Origin of the sequence: Geothrix oryzisoli (assembly GCF_022808865.1) — a bacterium.
Taxonomy (GTDB): Bacteria; Acidobacteriota; Holophagae; order Holophagales; family Holophagaceae; genus Geothrix; species Geothrix oryzisoli.
Genome location: NZ_JAKZLB010000002.1, coordinates 591053 through 614625, shown reverse-complemented (window position 1 = coordinate 614625; position 23573 = coordinate 591053). Strand labels below are relative to the sequence as shown.

Genomic DNA, 23573 nt, shown 5'->3' with positions numbered 1-23573 from the left:
TCAGGGCACCGGCACCGCGTCGTAGCCCGCGCCCTTCGGGATGATCCGCACGATCTGAGGCAGGTGGGCGCCCGCCAGCACCACCTGCCGGCGGGCGGCCTCGCGGAAGAGCTCCTGACGGACCTTCACGGCGCGGTCCCCGTCCAGGTCGAAGGCAACGCCGATCTCCGGCCGCTGGAACTGCACCGCGCCGAAGTGGATGAGGTCGCCGATGCACCAGAGCTCCCGGCCTTCCGAGGTGAAGGCGTAGACGGTGTGGCCGCCCGTATGGCCGTGGGCGGGAATGGCGCGGAGGCCCGGGGCGAGTTCCTCGCTGTCCTCAAAGGGGCGGAAGGCGCCGGCTTTCGCGTAGACCTCGAAGAGGGCCTTCAGCTTCGGCGCCCGGTCCCGCAGGCGCTCGGGCAGGCGCGAGGGGTCCTCGGTCCAGAAGGCGTGCTCGCGGCGGGCCACGCGCAGGATCGCATTGGGGAAGGCCCGGGTCCCATCGGCCTTCAGCAGGCCGCCGATGTGGTCGAAGTGGTCGTGGGTGATGAGGATGAGGTCGATGTCCGCAGGCGTGGCGCCTGCGGAGGCAAGCTGGTCCACCAGATGGCCCGAGTCGTCTTCGGGATCCTGGCCGATGCCCGTATCCACGAGGACGGTCCGGCCGGGCATCCGCACGAGGAAGGCGTTCACGGGGGTGTCCGCCGCGTCCTTCCCGCCCAGCATCCGTCGCGCATCCGCAGGATCGAGGCCCTTGAGGAGCGAGGCGGCAAGAGGGATCCGCCCGTCCTGCAGCTTCCACACCTGCAGCTGGCCCAGGCGCAGGGGCTCGAGGCGGGAGGCGGTCGTCGGGGCGGAGGACATCATGGCGGTTCCCGGCAGCAGAAGGATCGTGGCGAGGAGGAGGGCGCGCATGGCCCAAGTGTACCTCGTCCCATCCGCCGTGAATGACGATGCCGAAGTCGTGTTTTTCCGGCATTACACTGGGTCTTTGCGGAGAATCCGATGAAGCTGGTGACGTTCCTGCAGGCCGACGCGGAGAGGATCGGCGCCGTCGTGGCGGGTGGCCGCATCCTCGACTTCGCCGCCGCCGAGGCCCGCCTGGCCGTGGACATGCTGACGCTCATCCGCCGCCAGGACGAGCTCATGCCCCTGGCCCGGGCCCTTGCCACAGCCCCGCCGGCCGGAGCCCTGATCGAGGCCGCGTCCGTGCGCCTGCTGGCCCCCGTGCCCCGCCCCGTGTCCATGCGCGACGGCTACGCCTTCCGCCAGCATGTGGCCACGGCGCGCCGCAACCGCGGCCTGGACATGATCCCCGAGTTCGACCTCTTCCCCGTCACCTACTTCACCAACCACCTGGCCGTCACGGGCCCCGGCGAGGTGCGGGTGCAGGACCACCACCTGACGCGCCTGGACTTCGAGCTGGAGGTGGCCATCGTCACGGGTCGTCCCCTGAAGAACGCCACGCTGGAGGAGGCGGACGCGGCCATCTTCGGCTACCTGGTGATGAACGACTGGAGCGCCCGCATGCTCCAGATGGAGGAGATGAAGCTCTCCCTGGGCCCCTGCAAGGGGAAGGACTTCGCCACCAGCCTGGGCCCGTGGCTGGTGACCAAGGACGAGCTGAACCTCGAGGAGACCGCCGCAGGCGAGCTGCTCCACGCCCGCATGACCTGCGAGGTGAACGGCCATCGCCTGTCCGACGGGAACGCCGACGCCATGAACTGGACCTTCGCCCAGATCCTCCAGCGCACCAGCTACGGCATCCAGATGCAGCCCGGCGAGGTCATCGGCAGCGGCACCGTGGGGACGGGCTGCCTGCTGGAGCTGAACGGCTCGAAGATCACGGACAACCTCTGGCTCAAGGCCGGCGACGAGGTCGTCCTCGAGATCGAGGGCCTGGGCCGCCTGATGAACACCATCACCCATGTGCCCGAGCGCCTGGCGGACATGCCCGCGTCCCTGGTGGGCGGCACCCTTCCCGACCTCTATGCCGGCACGCCCGCCGGCGAGGCCGGGGACTGACTAGACTGGGACACCCCCCATGTCCGGAGCCCCCATGCGACGCCTCTTCGTCCTTCTTCTCGCGCTGCTGCTCGGACCGGCAGGGGCCTCCGCCCAGAAGGCACCCAGCCTGCGTGCCTATTTTGCGGACGCTTCGGCCGTGCGCGAGGGCGGCGTGAAGGTCATCCCCATCCAGACACCCAAGGGCACCTTCAAGGTCTGGACCAAGCGCTTCGGGAACAACCCGCGCATCAAGCTGCTGCTGCTCCACGGCGGACCCGGCTCCACCCACGAGTACTTCGAGTCGCTGGAGGGCTACCTCCCCGCCGAGGGCATCGAGTTCATCTACTACGACCAGCTGGGCTCGGCCTACTCGGACCAGCCCAAGGACCGCGACCTCTGGACCACCGAGCGGTTCGTGGAAGAGGTCGAACAGGTGCGGAAGGCCCTGGGCCTGACCAAGGACGACTTCTACCTGCTGGGCCACTCCTGGGGCGGCATCCTGGCCGCGGAGTACGCCCTGAAGTACGGTGCCAACCTCAAGGGGCTGATCATCTCGAACATGATGATGAGCATCACCGACTACAACCGCTACGCCGCCGAGGTGCTGGCCAGGCAGATGGACCCTGCCGTGGTGAAGGAGGTGAAGGAACTGGAGGCCAGAGGCCAGTACGAGAACCCCCGCTACATGGAGCTGCTGGTCCCGAACTTCTACAACCTGCACCTCTGCCGCCTGCCCGAGTGGCCGGACGCCTTCAAGCGCTCCTCGGCCCACTCGAACAACGACATCTACGTGCTCATGCAGGGCCCCAGCGAGTTCGGCGCCTCGGGCCGGCTGGAGACGTGGGACCGCAAGGCCGACCTGCCGAAGCTGGCCATGCCCACGCTGGTCATCGGCGGCACCTACGACACCATGGACCCCGCCCACATGCAGTGGGTCTCCACCCAGGTGCAGCACGGCAGCTTCCTGCTCTGTCCGAAGGGCAGCCACATGTCGATGTGGGATGACCAGCGCACCTACTGCGAAGGCCTCATCCGCTTCCTGAAAGAAACGGACGCCGGCCGGAAGACCGTCACCTTCGGGAAGCCCTGAGCCGGCGTATGTCCCTGCGCACCATCCTCCCCGCGGACCTCTCGCCCATCGAGACCAACGCCCTGCTCTGCGGCGGCGTGGCGCCCAGGCCCATCGCCCTGGCCAGCACCCTCTCGAAGGACGGCATCCGGAACCTCTCGCCCTTCAGCTTCTTCAACGCCTTCGGCTCGAACCCGCCCACGGTGGCCTTCGCGCCCAACCGCCGGGGCCGCGACGGCACCGTGAAGCACACCTACCTGAACGCCGTGGCCACGGGGGAGTTCGTCATCGCCGCTGTGAGCCACGCCATGCTGCATCCCATGAACGTGGCCAGCGCCGAGTGGCCCGACGGCGTGGACGAGTTCCCCAAGAGCGGCCTCACGCCCCTGCCTGCGCGGCTCGTGCAGCCCGCCCTGGTGGCGGAGAGCCCCTTCCAGATGGAGTGCCGGCTGCAGCAGGTGGTGGAGCTGGGCACGAGTCCGGGTTCCGGCCTCATGCTCATCGGCGAGGTGCTGGCCTTCCATGTGCGGGAGGACTGCTTCGTGGACGGCCTCCTCCATCCGGACGCCCTCGACCTCATCGGCCGCAATGGGGGCGCCTTCTACACCCGGGCCAGCGGCGCGGCGGTGTTCCAGGTGCCCAAGCCCGCCGGGAAGCCCCTGGGCTACGACGCCCTGCCCGCGCCCCTGAAGCAGAGCCGCCTCCTCACCGCCAACGACCTGGGCCAGTTGGCCAACAGCCCCGGCCTGCCGGACCTGGAGGCCATGGTGCGCAGGGCGGGCGATCCCCTGGACATCGAGGGCCTGGAGCGGGCCCTGCAGGCGGCCCTGGCGCGGAACGACCTGGACGAGGCCTGGCGGCTGGCGGGGCTCCGCCTGCGCGCGTAGGCTGGCACAGACCCACCCGGAGGCTGCATGTCCTCTCGAAGCTGCATCACGCTCCTCCTCGCGGCCCTCGCGCTCCAGCTGGGGGCCCAGGTCCCCACGCCCTCCGCCGAGGTGCGCGCGTTCCTGAAGGTCGAGGCGCCGGTGGTGGCCCTGGTTCATGCGCGCGTGGTGGATGGCACCGGTTCACCCGCCCGCGAGGACCAGACGCTGGTCCTGCGGAACGGTCGCATCGAAGCCATGGGTGCGGCCTCGGCCCTGCCGGCGCCCAAGGAGGCTCTGGTGCTGGACCTCACGGGCCACACGGTGCTCCCGGGCCTGGTGGGCATGCACAACCACCTGTTCTACACCCACTCCATCCACAACGACGACAAGGGCGGCGCCCCCGCGCCGGGGCGGACCTTCGCCGAGATCGCCTACTCGGCCCCGCGCCTCTACCTGGCCTGCGGCGTCACCACCATCCGCACCACGGGGAGCCTGGAGCCCTACACGGACCTCAACCTCAAGCGGCAGATCGATGCGGGCCTCATGCCCGGGCCGAAGATGGACGTGACGGGCCCCTACCTCGAGGGCCTCGAGCCCATGACGCCGCAGATGTACGCCCTGCGGAGCCCCGAGGACGCCCGCCGCTTCGTGGACTTCTGGGCCGATGCGGGCGTGACCTCCTTCAAGGCCTACATGAACGTCCGCCGGGCCGACCTCGGCGCCGCCATCCAGGCCGCCCACGCCCGGGGCCTCAAGGTGACCGGGCATCTGGGCTCCGTCACCTGGCCCGAGGCCATGGCCCTGGGCATCGACGACTTCGAGCACGGTCCCGTATTCACGGACACCGAGTTCACGCCGGGCAAGAAGCCCGACGTGGGCCCCCCGGTGGCCGCCTCCTGGGGTTCCTGGCTGAAGCTGGACGTGTCGGGCCCCGAGGTGCAGGGCCTCATCCGGGACCTGGTGGCGAAGGGGGTGGCGGTCACCTCCACCCTGCCGGTCTTCGAGCTGGGGGTGCCCGGGCGCCCACCCCTGCAGGCGCGGATGCTCGCGGCCATGTCCGCGGAATCCAAGGCCAGCTACTTGGCGGCCCGGGCGCGGGTCCCCGCGGTCTCGAACAGCCGTGCCGAGCAGCTGCTCCGGAAGGAGATGGCCTTCGAGCGGGCCTTCGTCCGGGCCGGCGGACTGCTGCTGGCGGGGCCCGATCCCACGGGCATGGGCGGCGTGCTGCCCGGCTTCGGCGACCACCGGGAGCTGGAGCTGCTGGTGGAGGCCGGCTTCACGCCCCTGGAGGCCATCCGCATCTACACCGCCAACGGCGCCACCTTCCTGGGCCGCCTGGACCGCATCGGCACCCTGGAGCCCGGCAAGCAGGCGGACCTGGTGGTGGTGAAGGGCGACCCCACGCAGAAGATCGAGGACATCGAGAACGTGGTGACGGTGTTCAAGGACGGCCTCGGCTACGACCCCGCGAAGCTCCTCGACTCCGTGCGCGGGCACGTGGGCATCCGCTAGGCCTTCCGGTCCCCGGTTTCCGGTACGGGCGGCACCGCCTCTCCCCGGTGATGGATGACGCGCTGGGGATAGGGGATGTCGATGCCAGCCTCGCGGAAGGCCAAGAGGATGCGGCGGCGCAGCTCCCGGGCCACCTCCCACTGCTTGGCGGGGGCTGTCTTGGTGTAGGTCCGCAGGGTCACGGCGCTCTCCCCCAGGTCCTCCACGCCCAGCACCTGGGTGGGCTCCAGCACCCGGTCGGGCCAGGCCTCCGCCAGCTCCTGCCCGATGCGCGTCAGCAGCGCGATGGCCGCGTCGATGTCCGTGTCGTAGCTGACGCCCACCTCGACCTTGGCCCGGGCGAACTCCTTGGAGAGCACCACCACCCGCACCACAGAGCCGTTGGGGATGAAGTGGGCCTTGCCCTCGGCATCCCGGATCTGGGTCACCCGCAGCGTCATGCGCTCCACGGTGCCCACATGCTTCTCGTCCACGCTGATGATGTCGCCCACGCCGAACTGGTTCTCCATGAGGAGGAAGAAGCCGCTGATGACGTCCTTCACCAGGCTCTGGGCCCCGAAGCCCAGGGCCACGCCCGCGATGCCGGCGCCGGCCACCAGAGGGCCGATGTTGACGCCGAATTCCTGGAGCGTCATGAGCAGGAAGAAGATGATCGCCAGCACCCGGGCCGTGTTGTTGAGCACGGAGCCCAGGGTTTCCGCCCGCCGCTCGGCATCCGAGGTCGTCTGGTCGTTCCCGTCGTCCACGGCCTTGCGCACGGCGCGGGACACCAGCTTCACGCTCCACAGGATCGCCAGGCAGGCGACCCCCACCATGAGGAGGTGCTCCAGCCGGGACCAGCCCGTGCGGTCCATCCACGCCAGGAAGTGGTCGAAGCGCCGGACTTCGGTCTTGATCAGAGGCTGAAGGGTCAGAAGCATCACGCCATCAGTCTACTTCCATGAGGCCCAGTAGTTGGCGTTCTCCATCAGCTCCGCCGCAGGGGTGGCCTTCAGCGGCCGGAAGGCGTCCACCATGACGGCCACCTCGTCCGTCCGGTCCTTGGTGCGGCTGAGGGGGATCGCCTTGGGGTGCGGCCCGTGGTGGATGCCCTGGGGATGCCAGGTCATCATGCCGGCGCCGATGCCATCGCGCGAGAAGAAGTGCCCCGCCGAATAGAACAGCACCTCGTCGTAGTCGATGTTGGAGTGGAAGAAGGGCACGCGCATGGCGCCTTCTTCTTCCTCGAAGGGCCGTGGCAGGAAGGAGCAGATGACGAAGTTGGCCGCGATGAAGGTGGAGTGCGCGCTGGGCGGCAGGTGGTAGCGGGCGCTGACGACGGGCCGGATGTCCTTCACATTGATGCGCCACACGGTGAGGTCGCCCTTCCAGCCCACCACGTCCAGGGGATTGAAGGGGTAGAACACCTTCGTGATCTGGCTCTCGCGCTTGATGTGGACGGCCCACTCCCGCGGGGTGGCGTCGTAGGGCTCCAGCTCCGGCGTGTCCACCATGGCCGGGTCGAAGATGGCGTTGGGCCCCAGCTGGTTGCGGTCGGGGATGGTGACCTCGCTGAAGCTCTCGATGAGCAGGTGGCGCTGCTCCGAGGCGTCCGGCAGAAAGCGGTAGGTCGTGCCCCGGGGGATCACCAGGTAGTCGCCGGTGGCGTAGTGGATCACGCCGAAGGTGGTCTCCAGCTTCCCGGCTCCCGCATGGATGTAGTAGACGTCGTCGCCGTCGGCATTGCGGTAGAAGAAGTCCATGGCCGCGGGCGCCACCCAGTGCAGGGCCACGTCGGCATTGTGGAGGATGCAGATGGGCGCGAAGGCCGGTTCCGTCGAGCCGAACATGGAGGCCCGCACCGCCTCATCCGCCGAGGGCTTCAGCCCATTCAGGTCGTAGCTGTGGGGTCGCAGCGGGCCCTCGATGCGGGTCCAGTCCGTCACCGGATGCAGGCGGTAGAGGTGGGTGGTGCGGCCGAAGAACCCGTTTCGTGCGTGCTCCTCCTCGAAGGTGCCCGCAGGCAGGTCCACGTGCGCCTGGCGCGTGTGGAGTCCCTTGCGCAGGGGGAAGAGCGGCGTTTCCTTCTTCGACATGGGAGCCTCGGGGAGCGGGGTTCCATTATCTCCAAATTCAAGCTCAATGCCTAAAGCAAGGACTCCACCAAGATCGCCCAGAAAGGCAGGAAGGGCACGAAGCCTCTCCCGCTTCGTGCCCTGGTCTTCCCTTCGTGCCCTTCGTCGAGATCTTCTACGCCTGCTTCTGCAGCCATCGGTTGTAGATCCACAGACTGAGCGCGCTGCCCAGGCCGAAGAGGGTGAGGATGATCCAGCCGGTGGCGGCGGCCCTGGGGTCGAGCTTCAGCAGGCCATCCGCCTGCTTCACGGCGCCGGCACACATGACGCGGTTGAAGAGCCAGGCCCCGGCAGGGCCGCCCACCAGGCTGCCGATGGCCATGGGCAGGTTGGAATAGCCAAGGTAGAGGCCCTCCTGGCCCTTGGGCGCCAGCGAGCCGATGTACTCGTAGAGGCGGCTGGAGGCGAACAGTTCGCCGAAGGCGATGAGGGCCACGGTCATCACGATGAAGAGGCTCCCCAGAGGAAGCCACAGCCTGACCGTCACGCCGCCCGCCATGAAGAGTGGCGCCACGTTGATGAGCATGGCGAGGCCGATGATCACGGTGCCCACGATGATGGACTTGATGGGCGGCAGCTTACCGAACAGCTTGGTGATGAGCAGCTGGAACAGCACGATGGTGATGGGGTTGGCCATGGTGTAGAGATCCATGGCCGGGCTCAGCTCCACCGTCTTCTTCACGTAGAGCGGCAGCACGTTGTAGACCTGGTTGTAGATGAAGTAGAAGCCGCTGCTCACCAGCAGGAACAGGGCGAAGCGGCCGCTGCCCAGCACCGTGACCATGCCCAGGAGGATCTCGGGGATCGTCCGCTTGGGCTTGGCGGGGTCCACGGTGGATTCGGGATCGCGGTAGAGCAGGGCCACCACCAGGAAGGCCAGCACCGAGGCCGCCATGGAGACCAGGAAGATGGTGTCCAGCTTGCCGAGCTTCGTGCGCACGAAGAAGGCCGTGAGGCGGCCGAACACGCTGCCGATGTTGATGACCATGTAGAAGATGGCGAAGGCCAGGGTGGCCTTGCCCAGGTGCGTGCGCTGCACGGTGCCGGCGATGCAGGGCTTCACGAAGGAGCCGCCGATGCCGACCAGCACGATGGCCGCCGCCACGGGCACCATCACGCCCATTCCGGCCGTGACCTCCTTCCCGGCCTGCAGGGCGAGGGTCTGTCCGCCGAACCAGACGGGATAGCCCATGAGGAAGTAGCCGCCCACCAGCAGCACACAGGCCAGGAGCAGGCTCCGTCGGAAGCCGATCTGGTCCGCGATGGTGCCGCTGAGGATGGGCAGGAAGTAGACCAGGAACCAGAGCACCCCGTTCAGCGTGCTCGGCCAGTAGTCGCCGAGCCCCAGCCGCCCCAGGTAGATGACGATGAAGCTCGCCATGGAGTAGTAGGCGGCCCGCTCGAAGAGCTCGGTGAGGTTCGCGTTCCAGTAGCTGGCAGGGAAGGAGTACTTCTCGCGGAAGGAGGGTTCTGCAGACATGGCTACCTCAAGGTCGCATTAGTCTCGCATGGCGAGGTGTCCCCGGCCCGCGGATTCTGGTATCTCTGGCAGATGTCCCCCCGCCCTTCCCGCCGGTTCCGCCTGACCCTGGCCCTGGCCCTGGGGTTGACCTCTCTATCCGCCGCGCCACCCTTCTCCCCCGCCGCGCAGACCCTGATCGACCGCGCCTTCTCGGACCTGGATCCGGCCCGCCCCGTGATGGATGTCCACGTGCATGCCATCGGCCTCGGGCAGGACGGTGACGGGACTTCGGTGAACCCCGAGAAGCTCAGTACCCGTCATCCCATGAAGCGCCTGGGGACGAACCTCTACCTGAAAGCCACGGGCGTGAAGGGGCTGGACCACTTCGACCGCGACTACCTGGAGATCCTGGCCTCCCGCGCCCGGGCCTTCCCCCGTCCCGTGAAGGTCCATCTGCTGGCCATGGACCGGGCCTACCATCCCGACGGCACCCCCGATCCCGCGCGAACCGAGTTCCACGTGCCGAACGACTATGTGCTGGAGGCCGCCGCCCGGTACCCGGATGTCTTCGTCCCCGTGGCCTCCATCCACCCGGCCCGGAAGGACGCCCTTGAGGAACTGGAGCGCTGCGCGGCCAAGGGGATCCGGCTGCTCAAGTGGCTGCCCAACGCCCAGGCCATCGATCCCGCGGATCCCCGCTACGACCCCTTCTACCGCCGCATGAAGGCGCTCGGTGTGGTCCTGCTCACCCATGCCGGCGAGGAGAAGGCCGTGGCAGTCAAGGATGCCCAGGCCCTGGGCAACCCGCTGCGCCTGCGCCGGCCGCTGGACCTGGGTGTCACGGTGATCGTGGCCCACGGTGCCAGCCTGGGGCGGAACGCGGACCTGGATCATCCCGGGAAGACGGCCTCGAACTTCGACCTCTTCCTCCGACTCATGGACGAGCCCAGGTACCGGGGCCAGCTTTACGGCGATCTCTCCGCCATCACCCAGGTCAATCGGCTGCCCCGTCCGCTTCGCACGCTGTTGAACCGGGACCTGGACGGCCGGCTGCTCAACGGCAGCGACTACCCCCTGCCCGGCGTGGACCTCGTGATCTGGACCCGTGGTCTCGTGCAGTTGAAGTTCATCACCCCCGCGGAGCGGAGGGCCCTCAACGAGGTCTGGAAGGCCAACCCGCTCCTCTTCGACTTCGTGCTGAAGCGCACCCTGCGGGATCCCCGCACGGGGCGCCGGTTCGCAGCCGGCGTCTTCCAGCGGGATCCGGCCGCCCTCAGCGGATGAGGGCGCCGCGCTCGGTTAGCAGCTCGCGCAGCACGGAGCGGTGGCAGCGCGCCTCGTCCTCGCAGTAGCAGCCCACGGCCAGGTCCATCCGGTGGGACAGGGCCGCCAGCAGGTCCAGGAGGCGGGCCTTCTCGGGATGGCCCATCTCCGTCCGGTACTTCTTCTTGAAGGCCGCCCAGTCCTTGTCGGTTTCGGCGGCCTGGGCCTGCTTCACCAGCTCCTCGCTGGGCGCCGCCTCCGGCAGCCACACGTCGTAGAAGTCGCGGGTGGCGAACTCGGCCTTGGGCACGCCCCGGGGCGGCCGTCGCACGGTGCCGATCCGCAGACCCTCGCCCGCCACCCTCGGTGTTCCCAGTCGCACCACGCGGATGGCCATGGCGTCCTCCCTTCAGTGATCCTCTGCCGCTTCCGTGAGGTGGAGCGTGAGGGTGCCCCCGGGTTCCACGCGGTCCACTCCGGGCGGGATCACGGCCAGGGCATTGGCGTGGAGCATGGACGAGAGGATGGCGGAGCCTTGCGGGCCCGTGAGCCGGGCCAGGAGCCGGTCCCCTTCGCGGCGGGCCACCACCCGCAGGAAGGTGGTGCGCCGGTCGCCGGCCTTCCCGCTCCAGCCATCCTCCAGCACGGCCTCGGCCACGGGGCGGTGCAGCGCGGAGAAGCCCATGAGCCGCCGCAGGGCCGGCCGCACATACTCCTCCACCATGAGCATGGCGGCCACCGGATTGCCGGGAATGCCGAAGACCGGCTTGCCTTCGATCATCCAGAAACCCAGCGGCCCGCCCGGCTTCTGGGCCACCTTCCAGAAGACACGGCGCGCGCCCAGCTCCTCCAGGATGGGCTTCACGAAGTCGTAGTCGCCCACGGAGATGCCGCCAGTGGTGAGGATGGCGTCGGCCTGCAGCGCCTCGCGCAGCACGCCGGCCAGCGTGGCCCGGTCGTCCCGCACCCGCGGAAAGGGGACGGGGACGGCCCCGCAGGCGGCCACCTGGGCGCAGATCGAGTGGATGTTCGCGTCGCGGATCTGGCCGGGGCCGGGCCGTTCCGCGGCATCCACCAGCTCGTCCCCGGTGGTGAGGACGGCCACCCGCGCCCGCGGATGGATCGGCACGACGGGCTTCCCCACGGCGGCCAGGACGCCCAAGTCGCCCGGACGCAGCACGCGGCCGGGGGCCACCAAGGCCAGGCCTGCCTGGATGTCCTCGCCCGCGTGGCGGATGTGGGCGCCTGCGCGGAGGGGCTTCCGCGCCTCCATCCAGTCGGCGCCCCGCTGGGTATCCTCCACCGGCACCACGGCATCGGCGCCTTCGGGCAGGGGCGCCCCGGTCATGATGCGCCAAGTCGTACCGGTTTCCACGGCCCGGTCCGACGTGGCCCCGGCGGCGAGGTCCCCCAGCACCCGCAGGCGGATGGGGTGGTCCGGCGCGGCGGCGGCGAGGTCCGCGGCCCGCACGGCGTAGCCGTCCATGGCCGAGTTGGTGAAGGGGGGCACCTGCTCAGCGGCGACCAGGGCCTCGGCTGCGGCCAGTCCCAGGGCCTCGGATAGCGGGACGGACCGGGGCGGCAGGGGCGCCACGCGGTCCAGGATCAGGTCGAGGGCTTGGGCGGGCGTGGGCATCAGTCCGGGTACCTCAGGACCTTCCATTGCACGAAGGAGAAGTGGCGCCAGGCGCCGGTCATGTGGGAGCCCACCGAGGCGACCAGCGTGGCCGCCAGATACCAGGGCAGGCGGTGGGCGGGCTGGAAGGCGCCCAGGCCCAGCAGGGCCAGCTTTACCAGCACGGCCACGCCGCTGCCCTGGACGAGGATGCCCAGGTCCCGCGCCAGGTCGATGCCGAAGAGCAGGATGCCGCTGGCGATGGTGACCAGGATGGGGCCGCGCAGGGCCTCGAACCCGGCGCCGAAGGGGAGGCCGCCCACCACCAGGGCCATGGCCGCGATGTGCACGCTCCGCAGGAAGAGCTGCACCGGCCGCGCCCAGGGGAAGAACCGGGGCCGCTCCGGGAACAGCAGCGTCCGGAGGGTGCGGGGGGATGAACGGCCCGTGTCGCTGGAATCCATGCTTCCCTTCTAGCAGATCCCCTTCCCCCCTGTGCTGAAATGGGTTCGCCCCGAGGTCCCGCCATGGCCAAAGCCGCCTCTCCCGCCGCCTCCATCCGCATCCGCATCGCCTACGGCGCCGATATCGCCATCGGCCAGGGCAAGGCCGATCTCCTGGAGGCCATCGGGGAGACGGGCTCCATCTCCGCCGCCGCCCGGCGGCTGGAGATGAGCTACCGCAAGGCCTGGCTGCTGGTGGACGAGATGAACCAGTGCTTCCACGCGCCCGTGGTGGCCGCGGCCAAGGGCGGCCACCGGGGGGGTGGGGCGGTCCTGACCCCCACCGGCCAGGAGGCCCTCGCCCGCTTCCGGGCGATCCAGGCCAAGGCGGCGGAAGCCATCGCCACCGATGTGCGGGCCTTCCGGAAGCGGCTGCTGGACTGAGGTCACATTCCAGCTGCCAGGCCGGGCTGATTCCCACTTCCGTTGTATCCTGTCGAAGCCATCGCCCAGGAGGCACCGTGCGCACCCCGAGATTCCCCGGATGGACCTGGCTGCTGGCGGCCTCCCTGGCCTGCGCGGGCCTCCAGGCGGGCCAGCCCGCCGCGAAGACGGTGATCCTCGCCACCACCACCAGCACCCAGGACTCCGGCCTGCTGGACGAGCTCATTCCCCGCTTCGAGAAGCAGACGGGCTATGTGGTGAAGACCATCGCCGTGGGGTCCGGCCAGGCCATCGCCATGGGGAAGAAGGGCGAGGCGGACGTGCTCCTCGTGCACTCTCCGGACGCTGAGAAGGCCCTCATGGCCGAGGGCTCCGGCGTGAACCGCCGCCTCGTCATGCACAACGATTTCATCCTCCTCGGCCCCGCCGGGGATCCTGCCCGCGTGCGCGGGAAGGCCGCGGCCGCAGCGCTCCAGGCCATCGCCGCGGGGCACGCCGTCTTCATGTCCCGGGGCGACAACTCCGGCACCCACGCCCAGGAGAAGAAGCTCTGGGCCGCCGCGGGCCTCAAGCCCGAGGGCCAGGCCTGGTACCAGCAGACCGGCCTCGGCATGGGCCAGACCCTGGCCGTGGCCGCCGAAAAGCGGGCTTACACATTGTCAGACCGGGGCACCTACCTGGCCCTGCGGAAAAAACTCGGGCTGGAGATCCTGAGCGAAGGCGATGCGGCCCTCCTGAATGTCTACCACGTCATCGAAGTCGACCCGGCGCGGCATCCCAGGGTGAACACCCCCGGAGCCCGCGCATTTGCTGACTTCCTGGTGTCGAAAGCTGTGCAGACCACCATCAAAGAATTCGGAATTGGAACCTTTGGATCACCGCTATTCTTTCCTGATGCCGGCAGGCCGGAATAGGCGGGCCGGACGGAGGGAACCCCATGTCCAATGCCATCTTCAGCCTGCCCGAATCCCACAATGAGCCCATCCTCCCCTACGCGCCCGGCTCGAAGGAGCGCGCCCTCCTGAAGGCCGAGCTGGAGCGCCAGTACGCCCTGGAGCTGGACATCCCGCTCATCATCGGCGGGAAGGAAGTGCGCACCGGGAAGACGCAGAAGGCCGTCTGCCCCCACGACCACCAGCATGTGCTGGCGCGGTATCACGAGGCCGGCGAGGCCGAGGTCCGCCTGGCCATCGATGCGGCCATGGCGGCCAAGAAGGCCTGGGAGGCCACGCCCTGGGAGGATCGCGCCGCCATCTTCCACAAGGTGGCCAGCCTCATCTCCGGGAAGTACCGCTACATCCTGAATGCCGCCACCATGCTGGGCCAGTCGAAGAGCGCCTACCAGGCGGAGATCGACAGCACTTGCGAGACCGCCGACTTCTTCCGCTACAACGCGAAGTTCATGGAGGAGATCTACAAGCAGCAGCCGATCTCCGATCCCCACGTGTGGAACCGCGTGCACTACCGTGCGCTCGAGGGCTTCGTCTTCGCCGTGACCCCCTTCAACTTCACCGCCATCGCCGCGAACCTGCCCACGGCCCCGGCCGTCATGGGCAACACCGTGGTGTGGAAGCCCGCCTCCACCTCCGTGGTGTCGAACCACTACCTCATGCAGCTCTACAAGGAGGCCGGCCTGCCGGATGGCGTCATCAACTTCATCCCCGGCCGGGGTTCCATGATCGGGAAGATCGCGCTCGAGGACCGCAACTTCGCGGGCCTCCACTTCACGGGTTCCACGGGCGTCTTCAACGGCATGTGGAAGACCATCAGCGGCAACCTGGAGCGCTACCGGAGCTACCCGCGCATCGTGGGCGAGACCGGCGGCAAGGACTACGTCTTCATGCACGCCTCCGGGGACGTGGACGAGACCGCCGCGGCCATCGTGCGTGCGGGCTTCGAGTACCAGGGGCAGAAGTGCTCGGCCTGCTCCCGCGTCTATGCGCCCGCCTCCCGCTGGGCCGAGCTAAAAGCGCGCCTGCTGGAGCTGATGGGCGAGATCCGCATGGGTGACGTGCGCGACTTCCGCAACTTCTTCAATGCCGTGATCGACGAGGCCTCCTTCGACAACGCCATGAAGTACATCGAGCTGGCGAAGGCCTCCAAGGACGCGGAGATCCTCGTGGGCGGCAAGGGTGACAAGGCCAAGGGCTGGTTCGTGGAGCCCACCATCATCCTCACCACGGACCCCAAGTTCGTGACCATGCAGGAGGAGATCTTCGCCCCCGTCGTCACCCTCTACGTCTACGACGACGCGAAGCTGGACGAGACCCTGCGCCTGCTGGACGAGACCTCGCCCTACGCCCTCACCGGCGCCATCTTCGCCCGCGACCGCTACGTGATCAACCACCTCACGGACGCCCTGGCCAACACCGCCGGGAACTTCTACATCAACGACAAGCCCACCGGCGCCGTGGTCGGCCACCAGCCCTTCGGCGGGGCCCGCGCCTCGGGCACCAACGACAAGGCCGGCAGCTTCCTGAACCTGATCCGCTGGACCTCTCCCCGCACCATCAAGGAGAGCTTCACGCCGCCCCGGGACCTCAAGTTCCCCTTCCTCGAGCAAGAATAGGAGCCCATGGACCTGATCTGGGAGGGCCTGCGGAAGGCGCTGGAGTTGCTGCTCACGCTGGATCCCGAGGTCCTCCGGATCACCCTGCTCTCCCTCGAGGTGTCGGGCCTGGCCACCCTCATCAGCCTGGTGATCGGCCTGGGCGTGGCCATCCCTGTGGCCCTGAACGAGTTTCCCGGCAAGCGGCTGGTCATCGCCCTGCTCAACACAGGCATGGGCCTGCCGCCCGTGGTGGTGGGCCTCTTCGTCACCGTGCTGCTGTGGCGGAACGGACCCCTCGGCTTCCTGGAGATCCTATACACGCCCTCGGCCATGATCCTGGCCCAGGCCGTCATCGCCTCGCCCATCATCGCGGGCATCAGCCTCTCGGCCCTCCAGCATCTGCCGCCGGGCCTGCGGCTGCAGATCCTCGCCCTGGGCGCCTCGCGGCCCCAGATGGTGTGGCTGCTCCTGAAGGAGGCCCGCCTGCCCCTGCTGGCGGCCGTGATGGCCGGCTTCGGCGGCGTCATCTCCGAGGTGGGCGCCTCCATCATGGTGGGCGGCAACATCAAGGGCCAGACACGGGTGCTGACCACGGCCACGGTCATGGAGACCAGCAAGGGCAACTTCGAGGTGGCCTTCGCCCTCAGCATCCTCCTGCTGGTCCTGGCGTTCTCGGTGAACGCCGTGCTGACGCACCTCCAGCAGCGGAACCGGCCCCGATGAGCCGCGCGACCGTCCTGGAGGCGCGGAACCTCAAGGTCCACCGGGGCGGAACCCAGGTTCTCGACGTGCCCGCGCTGGACCTCCGCGCCGGCGAGGTGCTGGCCCTCATGGGCCCCAACGGCGCCGGCAAGAGCACGCTCATGCTGGCCCTGGCGGGCCTGCTGCCCCTGTCCGGGGGGAATCTTCGCTTCAAAGGCGCGGACCTGGGCGTCCGGTCGGAGCGCGAGGCCTACCGCCGCCGCATGACCATGGTCTTCCAGGACCCTCTCCTCTTCGACGCCACCGTGGCCCAGAACATCGCCACCGGGCCAAGGCTCCGGGGCCTTCCTTCCGCCGTGCGCGAGCCCGCCGTGCGCGCCTGGGCCGAGCGCCTGGGCATCGGGCACCTGCTCGACCGGTCCGCGCGGCACCTGTCCGGAGGCGAGGCCCAGCGCACGGCCCTGGCCCGGGCCTTCGTCCTGGGGCCGGAGATCCTCTTCCTGGACGAGCCCTTCGCCTCCCTGGACGCGCCCGCCCGGGAGGGCCTGCTCGACGACCTGGGCCGCATCCTGGCGGAGACCGGCAGCACCGCCGTCATCTCCACCCACGACCAGGGCGAGGCCGCGCGTCTGGCGCACCGGCTCTCCGTGATGAAAGGCGGGGCCATCCTCCAGACCGGGGGCCTGCGGGAGGTCATGAACCACCCGCAGGATCCCTTCGTGGCGGCCTTCGTGGGCATGGAGACCCTGCTCAAGGGGCAGGTGGCCGCGAGCGGCGAGGGGCTGCTGACCCTGCGGCTCGGCAAGGGGGCCGATGGCCATGAGGTGCTGGCCATGGGAGAGGCCCGGCCCGGTCAGACCGTCCTGGTGGGCATCCGTCCGGAAAATGTCTCCCTTTCTTTACACACCGACAAATCCAGCAGCGCCCGGAACGCCTTCCCCGGCACCATCGCCAAGGTCATTCCGAGGGGTCCCTTCTTCAAGATCGAGCTGGATTGCGGCTTCTTCCTGGCGGCTTACGTGACCGCGCAATCCCTGGCAGAACTGGGCCTTGAGCCCGGTGGCGCCATCGTGGCCTCCTTCAAGGCCACGGCAGCCCACCTCATCCGGCGGGAGGGCCTCGACGCCGAAGTGTGACCGCGTCCATTGCCCGGGGTCCTGGCCCGGACTAGCCTCGCATCTGGAGTGGTCCCGGCCACTCCGGATTGTCGTGTAGTCAAAGGTCAGAGGTTGGAGGCGCCCGAGCCATGAAACAGCTGGTGATCGATTTCCAGAAGTGCGACGCAGGGCGCAACTGCAACCACGAGTGCGAGCTGGAGTGCGCCATCAAGGTCTTCAAGGTGGACGATCCCGCCCAGGCCGCGCTCCAGATCAAGGCCTACGAGGACGGCGGCGGCCAGGCCATCCTCTGCGACCAGTGCGGCGATTGCGTGGTGGTCTGCCCCTCCGAGGCCCTCAAGCGCAACAAGCTGGGCGTGGTGATGATCGACAAGCAGCTCTGCGTGGGCTGCTACATGTGCATCGGCTTCTGCGAGAAGGACGCCTTCATGCGGAACCCGGACTGGATCGTCCCCCACAAGTGCACCTCCTGCGGCATCTGCGTGAAGGTCTGCCCCCATGGGGCCCTCTCCATCGTGGACGCCCCCGAGCCGGCCGTCCGGATCATCTGAGAAAGGGAATCCCATGAGCCAGCTCGTCTTCGATCCCAGCAAAGTGATGGCCATCGACTACACCCAGCGCACCGAGTACCTGGAGGGCCTCGAGGCCATCCAGGCCGCCCACAAGGTGCTGAAGGAGATCACCTACACGCCCAGCCTGCCGGACAAGGGCTACACGAACCGCACGCTCTACGTGAACGTGGGCTCCCTGGAGATCACGGAGAAGCCCGTCACCCAGCAGATGAAGGACGTCTTCATCGGTGGCCGCGGCTTCGGCCTCTACCACCTCTGGAACGCCGTGAAGCCCACCACCCGGTGGAACGACCCCGAGAACGAGATCATCATCAGCCCCGGCCCCGTGGCCGGCATGACCCAGTACGCGGGCACCGGCAAGTCCCTGGTGGTGAGCCTCTCGCCCCAGACGGACATCCCCATCGATTCCAACGTGGGCGGCTTCTACGGTCCCCTGCTCAAGTTCTCGGGCTTCGACGCCCTGGAGCTGCAGGGCAAGTCGGACAAGGACATCATCCTGTTCATCGACGGCGTGAAGGGCCTCATCCGCATCGAGGAGGCGCCCAAGGATCCCGTGGACAGCCATGTGCTGGCCGAGGTCCTCACCCACATGTACGCCGAGAACGAGAAGGACCTGCCCAACATCTCCGTGGTGTCCACGGGTGCGGCGGCCGAGCACAGCCTCATCGGCATGCTGAACTTCTCCTTCTACGACCGCCGCCGCAAGTGCGTCCGCTTCAAGCAGGCCGGCCGGGGGGGCATCGGCACCGTGTTCCGGGACAAGCGCATCCGCGCGCTCGTCGTCCGCGGGCCCAAGGTCGCGGGCGACCTCAACCACCCAGTCGATCCCGAGACCATCGCCAAGACCGGCATCAAGTACCACAAGGAGATCCGCGAGAACGACGGCAGCCAGTGCATGATGCGGCGCAACGGCACGGCGCACATCGTGGAGATCATGGACGCCTACGACCTGCTGCCCGTCCACAACTTCCAGTACGGCTCGCACCCGGATGTCCACAAGATCGACAGCAGCTACTGGCAGCAGCGCTGCACCCAGCACACCGTGGACGGCTGCTGGTACGGCTGCTCCATGGCCTGCGCCAAGGGCGCGGACGGCCTCGTCCTGAAGACCGGCCCGTACCAGGGCGACATGGTCACGGTGGACGGCCCCGAGTACGAGAATGCGGCGGGCCTGGGCTCCAACTGCGGCGTCTTCAATCCCGACTACCTGCTGGAGCTGAACTTCTACTGCGACACCTACGGCATCTGCACCATCACCTACGGCACCCTCACGGCCTTCGTCATGGAGTGCTACCAGCGCGGCATCCTCAACAAGGAGCGCACGGGCGGCCTGGAGATGACCTGGGGCAATGCCGAGGCCGACCTCGAGATGATGCACCAGATGGCCCGCGGCGAAGGCTTCGGCAAGATCGCCGGCCTGGGCGTGAAGAAGATGAAGGAATACTTCATCGCGAAGGGCTGGGGCGACCCGCAGCTCATCAACGACATCGGCATGGAGAACAAGGGCCTCGAATACTCCCAGTACATGTCCAAGGAGTCCCTGGCCCAGCAGGGCGGCTACGCCCTCACCAACAAGGGGCCCCAGCACGACGAGGCCTGGCTGATCTTTATGGACATGGTGAACAAGCAGATCCCCACCTTCGAGGACAAGGCGGAGGCGCTCTACTACTTCCCCCTCTTCCGCACCTGGTTCGGCCTCAACGGCTTCTGCAAGCTGCCCTGGAACGACGTGGTGCCCGCCAACAACTCCGAGCAGCCCGAGGCCCACAAGGTGCCCGAGCACGTGCAGAACTACGTGGACCTCTTCAGCGCCACCACGGGCGTGAAGATCGACAAGGAAGACCTGATCATGCAGTCCGCGCGGGTCTACAACTTCCAGCGCGTGTTCAACATCCGGATGGGCAAGGGCCTGCGCCTCCACGACGCGGCGCCCTACCGCTCCCTGGGCCCCGTGACGAAGGAGGAGTACGAGTCCCGCGCCGAGCGCTACGACCAGCAGATTCTCACGGAGATGGGCCTCGACCCCGCGGGCAAGAGCACCGAGGAGAAGATGGCCCTGCACCGCGAGTGGCGCACCGGCCGCTTCTCCCAGCTTATGGACAGCGTCTACACCCGCCGCGGCTGGACGCTCGACGGCGTGCCGACCCTGGCGCGCCTGAAGGAGCTGGGCCTCGATGCGTTCCCGGAAGTCGTCGAGGTCGTCAAGCAGCACCTCTGAGAGAACCGGCCGCATCCGCGGCCGATTCTCTTTTTGAACAGCAAAGGTGGGAAACGCGCATGATCCTGGTCAACGAGGAACCGCTCGCGTGGCACGAGGGCATGACGGTCCGGGACATCCTCCGCGCCCGGAACTACCGCTTCCCCATGCTCGTCATCCACGTGAACGAGACGCTGGTGCCGAAGAAGGAGTACGACACCACCACTGTCCCCGATGGCGCGGTGGTGAAGGTCATCCACCTCATCAGCGGGGGCTGACCCCCGCGACCGGGAGCAGGGGCAGGAGGATCCTGAATCGGGAGCCGCGCCCGGGCGCGCTCCGAACCTCCAGCTGGCCACCACCCTCCTCCACCAGGGCCTTCAGGGAGGACAGACCCAGGCCCGTCCCATGGCCGGGGGCCTTGGTGGTGAAGAAGGGGTCGAAGATCCGCGCCTGGATCTCGGGGGTCATGCCGACTCCCGTATCGGCCACTTCCAGCAGCGCCATGGGCTGCTCCGAATCCCCCACCCCGGTCCGCACCCGGAGGATGCCGCCCTCCGGCATGGCGTCCCGGGCGTTGGCCACGAGGTTCACCACCATCTGCTCCACCCGGAGGCGGGAGCTCTGGACGGTCAGCCCCGCCCCCGGAGCCGCCTCGATGCGGAGCTCCACGGTCTGGGGAAGGAGCAGTCGCAGGGTCGCCTCCATCTCCTTCACGGCCGTGCCCAGATCCAGGAAGGAGAGGCCCTCTTCCTCCCGCCGGGCAAATCCCATCAGGCGGCCGGTCAAGTGCGCGGCCCGATCCGCCGCCACGCCGATGCGGCGAAGATCTTCCCGTCCCGGCACCTCGCCCTCGTCGAGCCGCAGGGTCGCCAACTCGGCCGAGCTCTTCATCGCGCAGAGCAGGTTGTTGAGGTCATGGGCCAGGCCTGCGCCCATGAGGGCGACCGTGTTCATCCGCTCCGTCCTCAGCAGCGTGTCCTGCGCCTGCTCCAGGGCCCGGGTCCGCTGCCGGACGCGGTCCTCCAGGGTCCGCCGGGCCGCCAGAAGGTCCTGGATGGACTGGAACTGCCGCAACAGGAGGAGCGCCACCATGACGAGGAAGATCGAGAACGCGCCCCGGGTCACGCTGCCGGGGGCGGAGAGGAGCAGCACTGCCAGGACGCCGATGGCGACGGCGACCGGAAGGTAGGGCAGCAGGACCACGGCCCTCCGCTCGGATCCAGGACCGGCCAGGACCTCCTCCACCGGACGGGGGGACCAGGCCGCCAGTCCCTGGAAGAGCGGGATGGCCCCGGCCAGGACGATCCATCCCTGGGTGGCCACCACCGGGGGCAGGCCGGCCAGGGCCCAGGCGGACAGGGCGGCCAGCCAGGCCAGGGCCGAGGCGCCCAGCCATCCGAGCGGCCCCCGGATCCGGCCCGGGTCGTACGACGTCATGAAGACCACACCGCCCCCCAGCAGGGCCGCATTGAGGTAGGCCACGAAGACCCGCAGCCCCATGCCCCTGATCGTGAGGTGGAGGCTGCCCTGGAGGCCCAGCACCCAGAGCAGGAAGAGGACCGACACCGCGAAGATGAGGCCATCCTGGACCCGCCGCCCGAGCACCCCGCGGGGCTCCTGGGCACGGGGAAAACTCAGGACCCCCGCCAGCACCAGGACCCCGGTCCCCAGCCCCAGCAGGCTCGGCAGCCCCTCGGCCCAGGGCGCGGTCCAACCCCGGCTCAGGAGCAGGCCGATCATCAGGTTCGGGATTTCCAGCGTGGCCGAGATCGCCAGCAGCCACCAGGCCAGGCGGCCCGCCCCGGGGGACCGCCATGCGCGGTAGCCCAGGCTGGCGGCGGCAAGGAGCTCCAGCGCGGCGTAGCTCAGGGGCCAGGCCAGGGGACGCTGGTCCCCGGGCAGGAACCTGTGGAGCAGCGCTGCGGCGACCCAGACCCCCACCAGGACCGCCCGGGCGGTCATCGGCAGGAACTGGACCGACGGATCGCTCCGACGGAGGGCGGGAAGGCGTTGCCCAGACAAGAGGCCTCACGGGTGGGTCCCCAAAGCTTAGCGGATCCTCCCCTTCCCCGGACCGCTCAGAGTTCCAGCGTGATGCCCTGGGCCAGTTCCACCTGACCGCTGAAGTTGATGGCGCTGGTCTGGCGGCGCATGTAGGCCTTCCAGGCGTCGGAACCGCTCTCGCGGCCGCCACCGGTCTCTTTTTCACCACCGAACGCGCCGCCGATCTCCGCGCCGCTGGTGCCCGTGTTGACGTTGGCCAGGCCGCAATCACTGCCGGCCGCCGAGAGGAACAGCTCGCTCTCGCCCAGATCGTTGGTGATGATGGCGCTGGAGAGGCCCTGGGGCACGCCGTTCTGGAGGGCGATGGCCTCCTCGATGGTGCGGTAGGGCATGAGGTAGAGCACCGGCGCGAAGGTCTCCTCCTGCACGATGGGCAGGTTGCCGGACACTTCGGCGATGCAGGGCGTGATGTAGCAGCCGCCGGCGTTCGGCAGCGGCTCGCCGCCGACGAGGATCGTCCCGCCCTGGGCTTTCACCGTCTCGATGGCGGCCAGCATGGTGGCCACGGCTCCGGCGTCCACCAGGGGCCCCATGAGCATCTCGCCCTTCCGGGGATCGCCGATGGGCGTCTTCTTGTAGAGCTCCAGCAGGCGGTCCCGGAAAGTGCCGTAGATGGACTCGTGCACGATGACGCGGCGCGTGGAGGTGCAGCGCTGGCCCGAGGTGCCGATGGCGCCGAAGTAGATGGAGCGCAGGGCGATGTCGAGGTCGCCCTTGTCGCTCGCGATCACGGCGCCGTTGCCGCCCAGCTCCAGGATGTGGCGGCCGAACCGCTCCTGCACCAGCTTGCCGACGTGGCGGCCGCCCGGGACCGAGCCCGTGTACGACACCAGGGCCACGCGCGGATCGGTGTTGATGAGATCGCCGATCTCGCTGCCCTTGCCGATGGCCAGGCTGCAGATGGCGGGGTCGTAGCCGAGGTCGCGCAGCACCTTCTCGGCGATCTTCGTGCAGGCGAGGGCCGTCAGGGGCGTCTTGGAGGAGGGCTTCCACAGCACCGTGTCGCCGCAGACCAGGGCCAGGGCGGTATTCCAGCTCCACACGGCCACGGGGAAGTTGAAGGCCGTGATGACGCCCACCACGCCGAGGGGGTGCCACTGCTCCTGGAGCCGGTGCAGGCGCCGCTCGCTGGGCATGGTCAGGCCATAGAGCTGGCGGGACAGGCCCACGGCGAAGTCGCAGATGTCGATCATCTCCTGGACCTCGCCCAGGCCCTCGCGCAGGGTCTTGCCCATCTCCAGCGTGACCAGCTCGGCCAGTGCGGCCTTGTTCCGGCGCAGCTCGTCGCCGAGCGCCTTCACCACCTCGCCGCGCTTGGGGGCGGGCACCAGCTTCCAGGAGGCGAAGGCCGCGTGGCTCTTCGCGAGGATCGCTTCGAACTCCTGCGGAGTGACATTGGTGACCGTGGCCAGGGCCTCGCCGTCGATCGGGGAGACGACCTTCTGGGCCTTCCCGCTGCCCAGCCACGCGCCCGCGAACCCGCCCGGGTTCACCTCCGAAATGCCCAGCAATGTCAGGACTTTCTCCATGGCCCACCTCCCGGATTCATTTGTATCTTTTTTTGTTTCAATTATAAAATTCATTCG

Annotated in this window: 22 protein-coding genes; 13 read left to right on the top strand and 9 right to left on the bottom strand. The window is 68.6% G+C overall.

Annotation, left to right across the window (positions count from 1 at the left end; genetic code table 11):
• Entirely contained in the window at window positions 1-897 is an 897-nt protein-coding gene (locus MLE43_RS07515) for an MBL fold metallo-hydrolase (protein WP_243302964.1), read from the bottom strand.
• 90 nt (window positions 898-987) lie between these two features.
• Between MLE43_RS07515 and MLE43_RS07510 the strand changes: the two genes are divergently transcribed.
• The 4 genes from MLE43_RS07510 to MLE43_RS07495 are packed head-to-tail and all read left to right on the top strand — an operon-like array spanning window position 988 to window position 5439.
• Complete coding sequence (locus tag MLE43_RS07510) at window positions 988-2007, top strand: fumarylacetoacetate hydrolase family protein (protein WP_243302963.1); 1020 nt, start codon at window positions 988-990, stop codon at window positions 2005-2007.
• A gap of 34 nt (window positions 2008-2041) precedes the next feature.
• On the top strand, window positions 2042-3079 hold the full coding sequence (locus MLE43_RS07505; RefSeq protein ID WP_243302962.1) for a proline iminopeptidase-family hydrolase: 1038 nt from the start codon (window positions 2042-2044) through the stop codon (window positions 3077-3079).
• An 8-nt stretch (window positions 3080-3087) separates the two neighbouring features.
• Window positions 3088-3945 (top strand): flavin reductase family protein, encoded by an 858-nt coding sequence (locus MLE43_RS07500; RefSeq protein ID WP_243302960.1) that lies wholly within the window; start codon window positions 3088-3090, stop codon window positions 3943-3945.
• 27 nt (window positions 3946-3972) lie between these two features.
• Window positions 3973-5439: an amidohydrolase family protein gene (locus MLE43_RS07495; protein WP_243302958.1), complete on the top strand. Its 1467-nt coding sequence runs from the start codon at window positions 3973-3975 to the stop codon at window positions 5437-5439.
• Here MLE43_RS07495 and MLE43_RS07490 read toward each other — a convergent pair.
• The 3 genes from MLE43_RS07490 to MLE43_RS07480 form a co-directional block, all read right to left on the bottom strand.
• Window positions 5436-6359 carry a mechanosensitive ion channel family protein gene (locus MLE43_RS07490; RefSeq protein WP_243302956.1) on the bottom strand — a complete coding sequence of 308 codons (924 nt, stop codon included), beginning with the start codon at window positions 6357-6359 and terminating at the stop codon, window positions 5436-5438. The genes MLE43_RS07495 and MLE43_RS07490 overlap by 4 nt on opposite strands.
• 12 nt (window positions 6360-6371) lie before the next feature.
• Window positions 6372-7514, bottom strand: coding sequence for a homogentisate 1,2-dioxygenase (locus tag MLE43_RS07485; RefSeq protein ID WP_243302955.1), 1143 nt, complete (start codon window positions 7512-7514; stop codon window positions 6372-6374).
• 154 nt (window positions 7515-7668) lie between these two features.
• On the bottom strand, window positions 7669-9033 hold the full coding sequence (locus tag MLE43_RS07480) for an MFS transporter (RefSeq protein ID WP_243302954.1): 1365 nt from the start codon (window positions 9031-9033) through the stop codon (window positions 7669-7671).
• Window positions 9034-9105: 72 nt separating this feature from the next.
• Between MLE43_RS07480 and MLE43_RS07475 the strand changes: the two genes are divergently transcribed.
• Window positions 9106-10299, top strand: coding sequence for an amidohydrolase family protein (locus tag MLE43_RS07475; protein WP_243302953.1), 1194 nt, complete (start codon window positions 9106-9108; stop codon window positions 10297-10299).
• On the opposite strand, the gene MLE43_RS07470 is transcribed toward MLE43_RS07475, so the two are convergent.
• The 3 genes from MLE43_RS07470 to MLE43_RS07460 are packed head-to-tail and all read right to left on the bottom strand — an operon-like array spanning window position 10289 to window position 12357.
• A complete protein-coding gene (locus tag MLE43_RS07470) occupies window positions 10289-10675 on the bottom strand; it encodes a DUF488 domain-containing protein (RefSeq protein WP_243302952.1) in 387 nt (128 codons plus the stop codon). The genes MLE43_RS07475 and MLE43_RS07470 overlap by 11 nt on opposite strands.
• A gap of 12 nt (window positions 10676-10687) precedes the next feature.
• Window positions 10688-11914 carry a molybdopterin molybdotransferase MoeA gene (locus MLE43_RS07465; protein ID WP_243302950.1) on the bottom strand — a complete coding sequence of 409 codons (1227 nt, stop codon included), beginning with the start codon at window positions 11912-11914 and terminating at the stop codon, window positions 10688-10690.
• Entirely contained in the window at window positions 11914-12357 is a 444-nt protein-coding gene (locus MLE43_RS07460; RefSeq protein ID WP_243302947.1) for a hypothetical protein, read from the bottom strand. Before MLE43_RS07460 ends, MLE43_RS07465 begins: the two co-directional genes overlap by 1 nt.
• Before the next feature lie 63 nt (window positions 12358-12420).
• On the opposite strand from MLE43_RS07460, the gene MLE43_RS07455 reads away from it, so the two are divergent.
• The 8 genes from MLE43_RS07455 (at window position 12421) to thiS (ending at window position 20198) form a co-directional block, all read left to right on the top strand.
• Window positions 12421-12780, top strand: coding sequence for a winged helix-turn-helix domain-containing protein (locus tag MLE43_RS07455; protein WP_243302945.1), 360 nt, complete (start codon window positions 12421-12423; stop codon window positions 12778-12780).
• 77 nt (window positions 12781-12857) lie between these two features.
• A complete protein-coding gene (locus MLE43_RS07450; RefSeq protein WP_243302943.1) occupies window positions 12858-13694 on the top strand; it encodes an ABC transporter substrate-binding protein in 837 nt (278 codons plus the stop codon).
• Window positions 13695-13717: 23 nt separating this feature from the next.
• Window positions 13718-15349, top strand: coding sequence for an L-glutamate gamma-semialdehyde dehydrogenase (gene pruA / locus MLE43_RS07445; protein ID WP_243302942.1), 1632 nt, complete (start codon window positions 13718-13720; stop codon window positions 15347-15349).
• A gap of 6 nt (window positions 15350-15355) precedes the next feature.
• Window positions 15356-16054 (top strand): ABC transporter permease, encoded by a 699-nt coding sequence (locus MLE43_RS07440; protein WP_243302941.1) that lies wholly within the window; start codon window positions 15356-15358, stop codon window positions 16052-16054.
• The gene (locus MLE43_RS07435) at window positions 16051-17169 is read left to right on the top strand and encodes an ABC transporter ATP-binding protein (RefSeq protein WP_243302940.1); all 1119 of its coding nucleotides are present in this window, start codon (window positions 16051-16053) and stop codon (window positions 17167-17169) included. Before MLE43_RS07440 ends, MLE43_RS07435 begins: the two co-directional genes overlap by 4 nt.
• A gap of 110 nt (window positions 17170-17279) precedes the next feature.
• Window positions 17280-17702 carry a 4Fe-4S binding protein gene (locus MLE43_RS07430; protein WP_243302939.1) on the top strand — a complete coding sequence of 141 codons (423 nt, stop codon included), beginning with the start codon at window positions 17280-17282 and terminating at the stop codon, window positions 17700-17702.
• Between the two features lie 13 nt (window positions 17703-17715).
• A complete protein-coding gene (locus MLE43_RS07425) occupies window positions 17716-19941 on the top strand; it encodes an aldehyde ferredoxin oxidoreductase family protein (RefSeq protein WP_243302938.1) in 2226 nt (741 codons plus the stop codon).
• A 59-nt stretch (window positions 19942-20000) separates the two neighbouring features.
• Window positions 20001-20198: a sulfur carrier protein ThiS gene (gene thiS / locus MLE43_RS07420; protein WP_243302937.1), complete on the top strand. Its 198-nt coding sequence runs from the start codon at window positions 20001-20003 to the stop codon at window positions 20196-20198.
• Here thiS and MLE43_RS07415 read toward each other — a convergent pair.
• Complete coding sequence (locus MLE43_RS07415; RefSeq protein ID WP_243302935.1) at window positions 20185-21945, bottom strand: sensor histidine kinase; 1761 nt, start codon at window positions 21943-21945, stop codon at window positions 20185-20187. The two genes, thiS and MLE43_RS07415, sit on opposite strands and share 14 nt — an antisense overlap.
• Before the next feature lie 56 nt (window positions 21946-22001).
• Entirely contained in the window at window positions 22002-23516 is a 1515-nt protein-coding gene (amaB, locus tag MLE43_RS07410; RefSeq protein WP_243302933.1) for an L-piperidine-6-carboxylate dehydrogenase, read from the bottom strand.
• Window positions 23517-23573: the final 57 nt, after the last annotated feature.

Bases quoted from the DNA above. Each gene is read 5' to 3' on its own strand.
- MLE43_RS07515 (WP_243302964.1), bottom strand. From the start codon at position 897: ATGCGCGCCCTCCTCCTCGCCACGATCCTTCTGCTGCCGGGAACCGCC.
- MLE43_RS07510 (WP_243302963.1), top strand. From the start codon at position 988: ATGAAGCTGGTGACGTTCCTGCAGGCCGACGCGGAGAGGATCGGCGCC.
- MLE43_RS07505 (WP_243302962.1), top strand. From the start codon at position 2,042: ATGCGACGCCTCTTCGTCCTTCTTCTCGCGCTGCTGCTCGGACCGGCA.
- MLE43_RS07500 (WP_243302960.1), top strand. From the start codon at position 3,088: ATGTCCCTGCGCACCATCCTCCCCGCGGACCTCTCGCCCATCGAGACC.
- MLE43_RS07495 (WP_243302958.1), top strand. From the start codon at position 3,973: ATGTCCTCTCGAAGCTGCATCACGCTCCTCCTCGCGGCCCTCGCGCTC.
- MLE43_RS07490 (WP_243302956.1), bottom strand. From the start codon at position 6,359: ATGCTTCTGACCCTTCAGCCTCTGATCAAGACCGAAGTCCGGCGCTTC.
- MLE43_RS07485 (WP_243302955.1), bottom strand. From the start codon at position 7,514: ATGTCGAAGAAGGAAACGCCGCTCTTCCCCCTGCGCAAGGGACTCCAC.
- MLE43_RS07480 (WP_243302954.1), bottom strand. From the start codon at position 9,033: ATGTCTGCAGAACCCTCCTTCCGCGAGAAGTACTCCTTCCCTGCCAGC.
- MLE43_RS07475 (WP_243302953.1), top strand. From the start codon at position 9,106: ATGTCCCCCCGCCCTTCCCGCCGGTTCCGCCTGACCCTGGCCCTGGCC.
- MLE43_RS07470 (WP_243302952.1), bottom strand. From the start codon at position 10,675: ATGGCCATCCGCGTGGTGCGACTGGGAACACCGAGGGTGGCGGGCGAG.
- MLE43_RS07465 (WP_243302950.1), bottom strand. From the start codon at position 11,914: ATGCCCACGCCCGCCCAAGCCCTCGACCTGATCCTGGACCGCGTGGCG.
- MLE43_RS07460 (WP_243302947.1), bottom strand. From the start codon at position 12,357: ATGGATTCCAGCGACACGGGCCGTTCATCCCCCCGCACCCTCCGGACG.
- MLE43_RS07455 (WP_243302945.1), top strand. From the start codon at position 12,421: ATGGCCAAAGCCGCCTCTCCCGCCGCCTCCATCCGCATCCGCATCGCC.
- pruA (WP_243302942.1), top strand. From the start codon at position 13,718: ATGTCCAATGCCATCTTCAGCCTGCCCGAATCCCACAATGAGCCCATC.
- MLE43_RS07440 (WP_243302941.1), top strand. From the start codon at position 15,356: ATGGACCTGATCTGGGAGGGCCTGCGGAAGGCGCTGGAGTTGCTGCTC.
- MLE43_RS07435 (WP_243302940.1), top strand. From the start codon at position 16,051: ATGAGCCGCGCGACCGTCCTGGAGGCGCGGAACCTCAAGGTCCACCGG.
- MLE43_RS07430 (WP_243302939.1), top strand. From the start codon at position 17,280: ATGAAACAGCTGGTGATCGATTTCCAGAAGTGCGACGCAGGGCGCAAC.
- MLE43_RS07425 (WP_243302938.1), top strand. From the start codon at position 17,716: ATGAGCCAGCTCGTCTTCGATCCCAGCAAAGTGATGGCCATCGACTAC.
- thiS (WP_243302937.1), top strand. From the start codon at position 20,001: ATGATCCTGGTCAACGAGGAACCGCTCGCGTGGCACGAGGGCATGACG.
- amaB (WP_243302933.1), bottom strand. From the start codon at position 23,516: ATGGAGAAAGTCCTGACATTGCTGGGCATTTCGGAGGTGAACCCGGGC.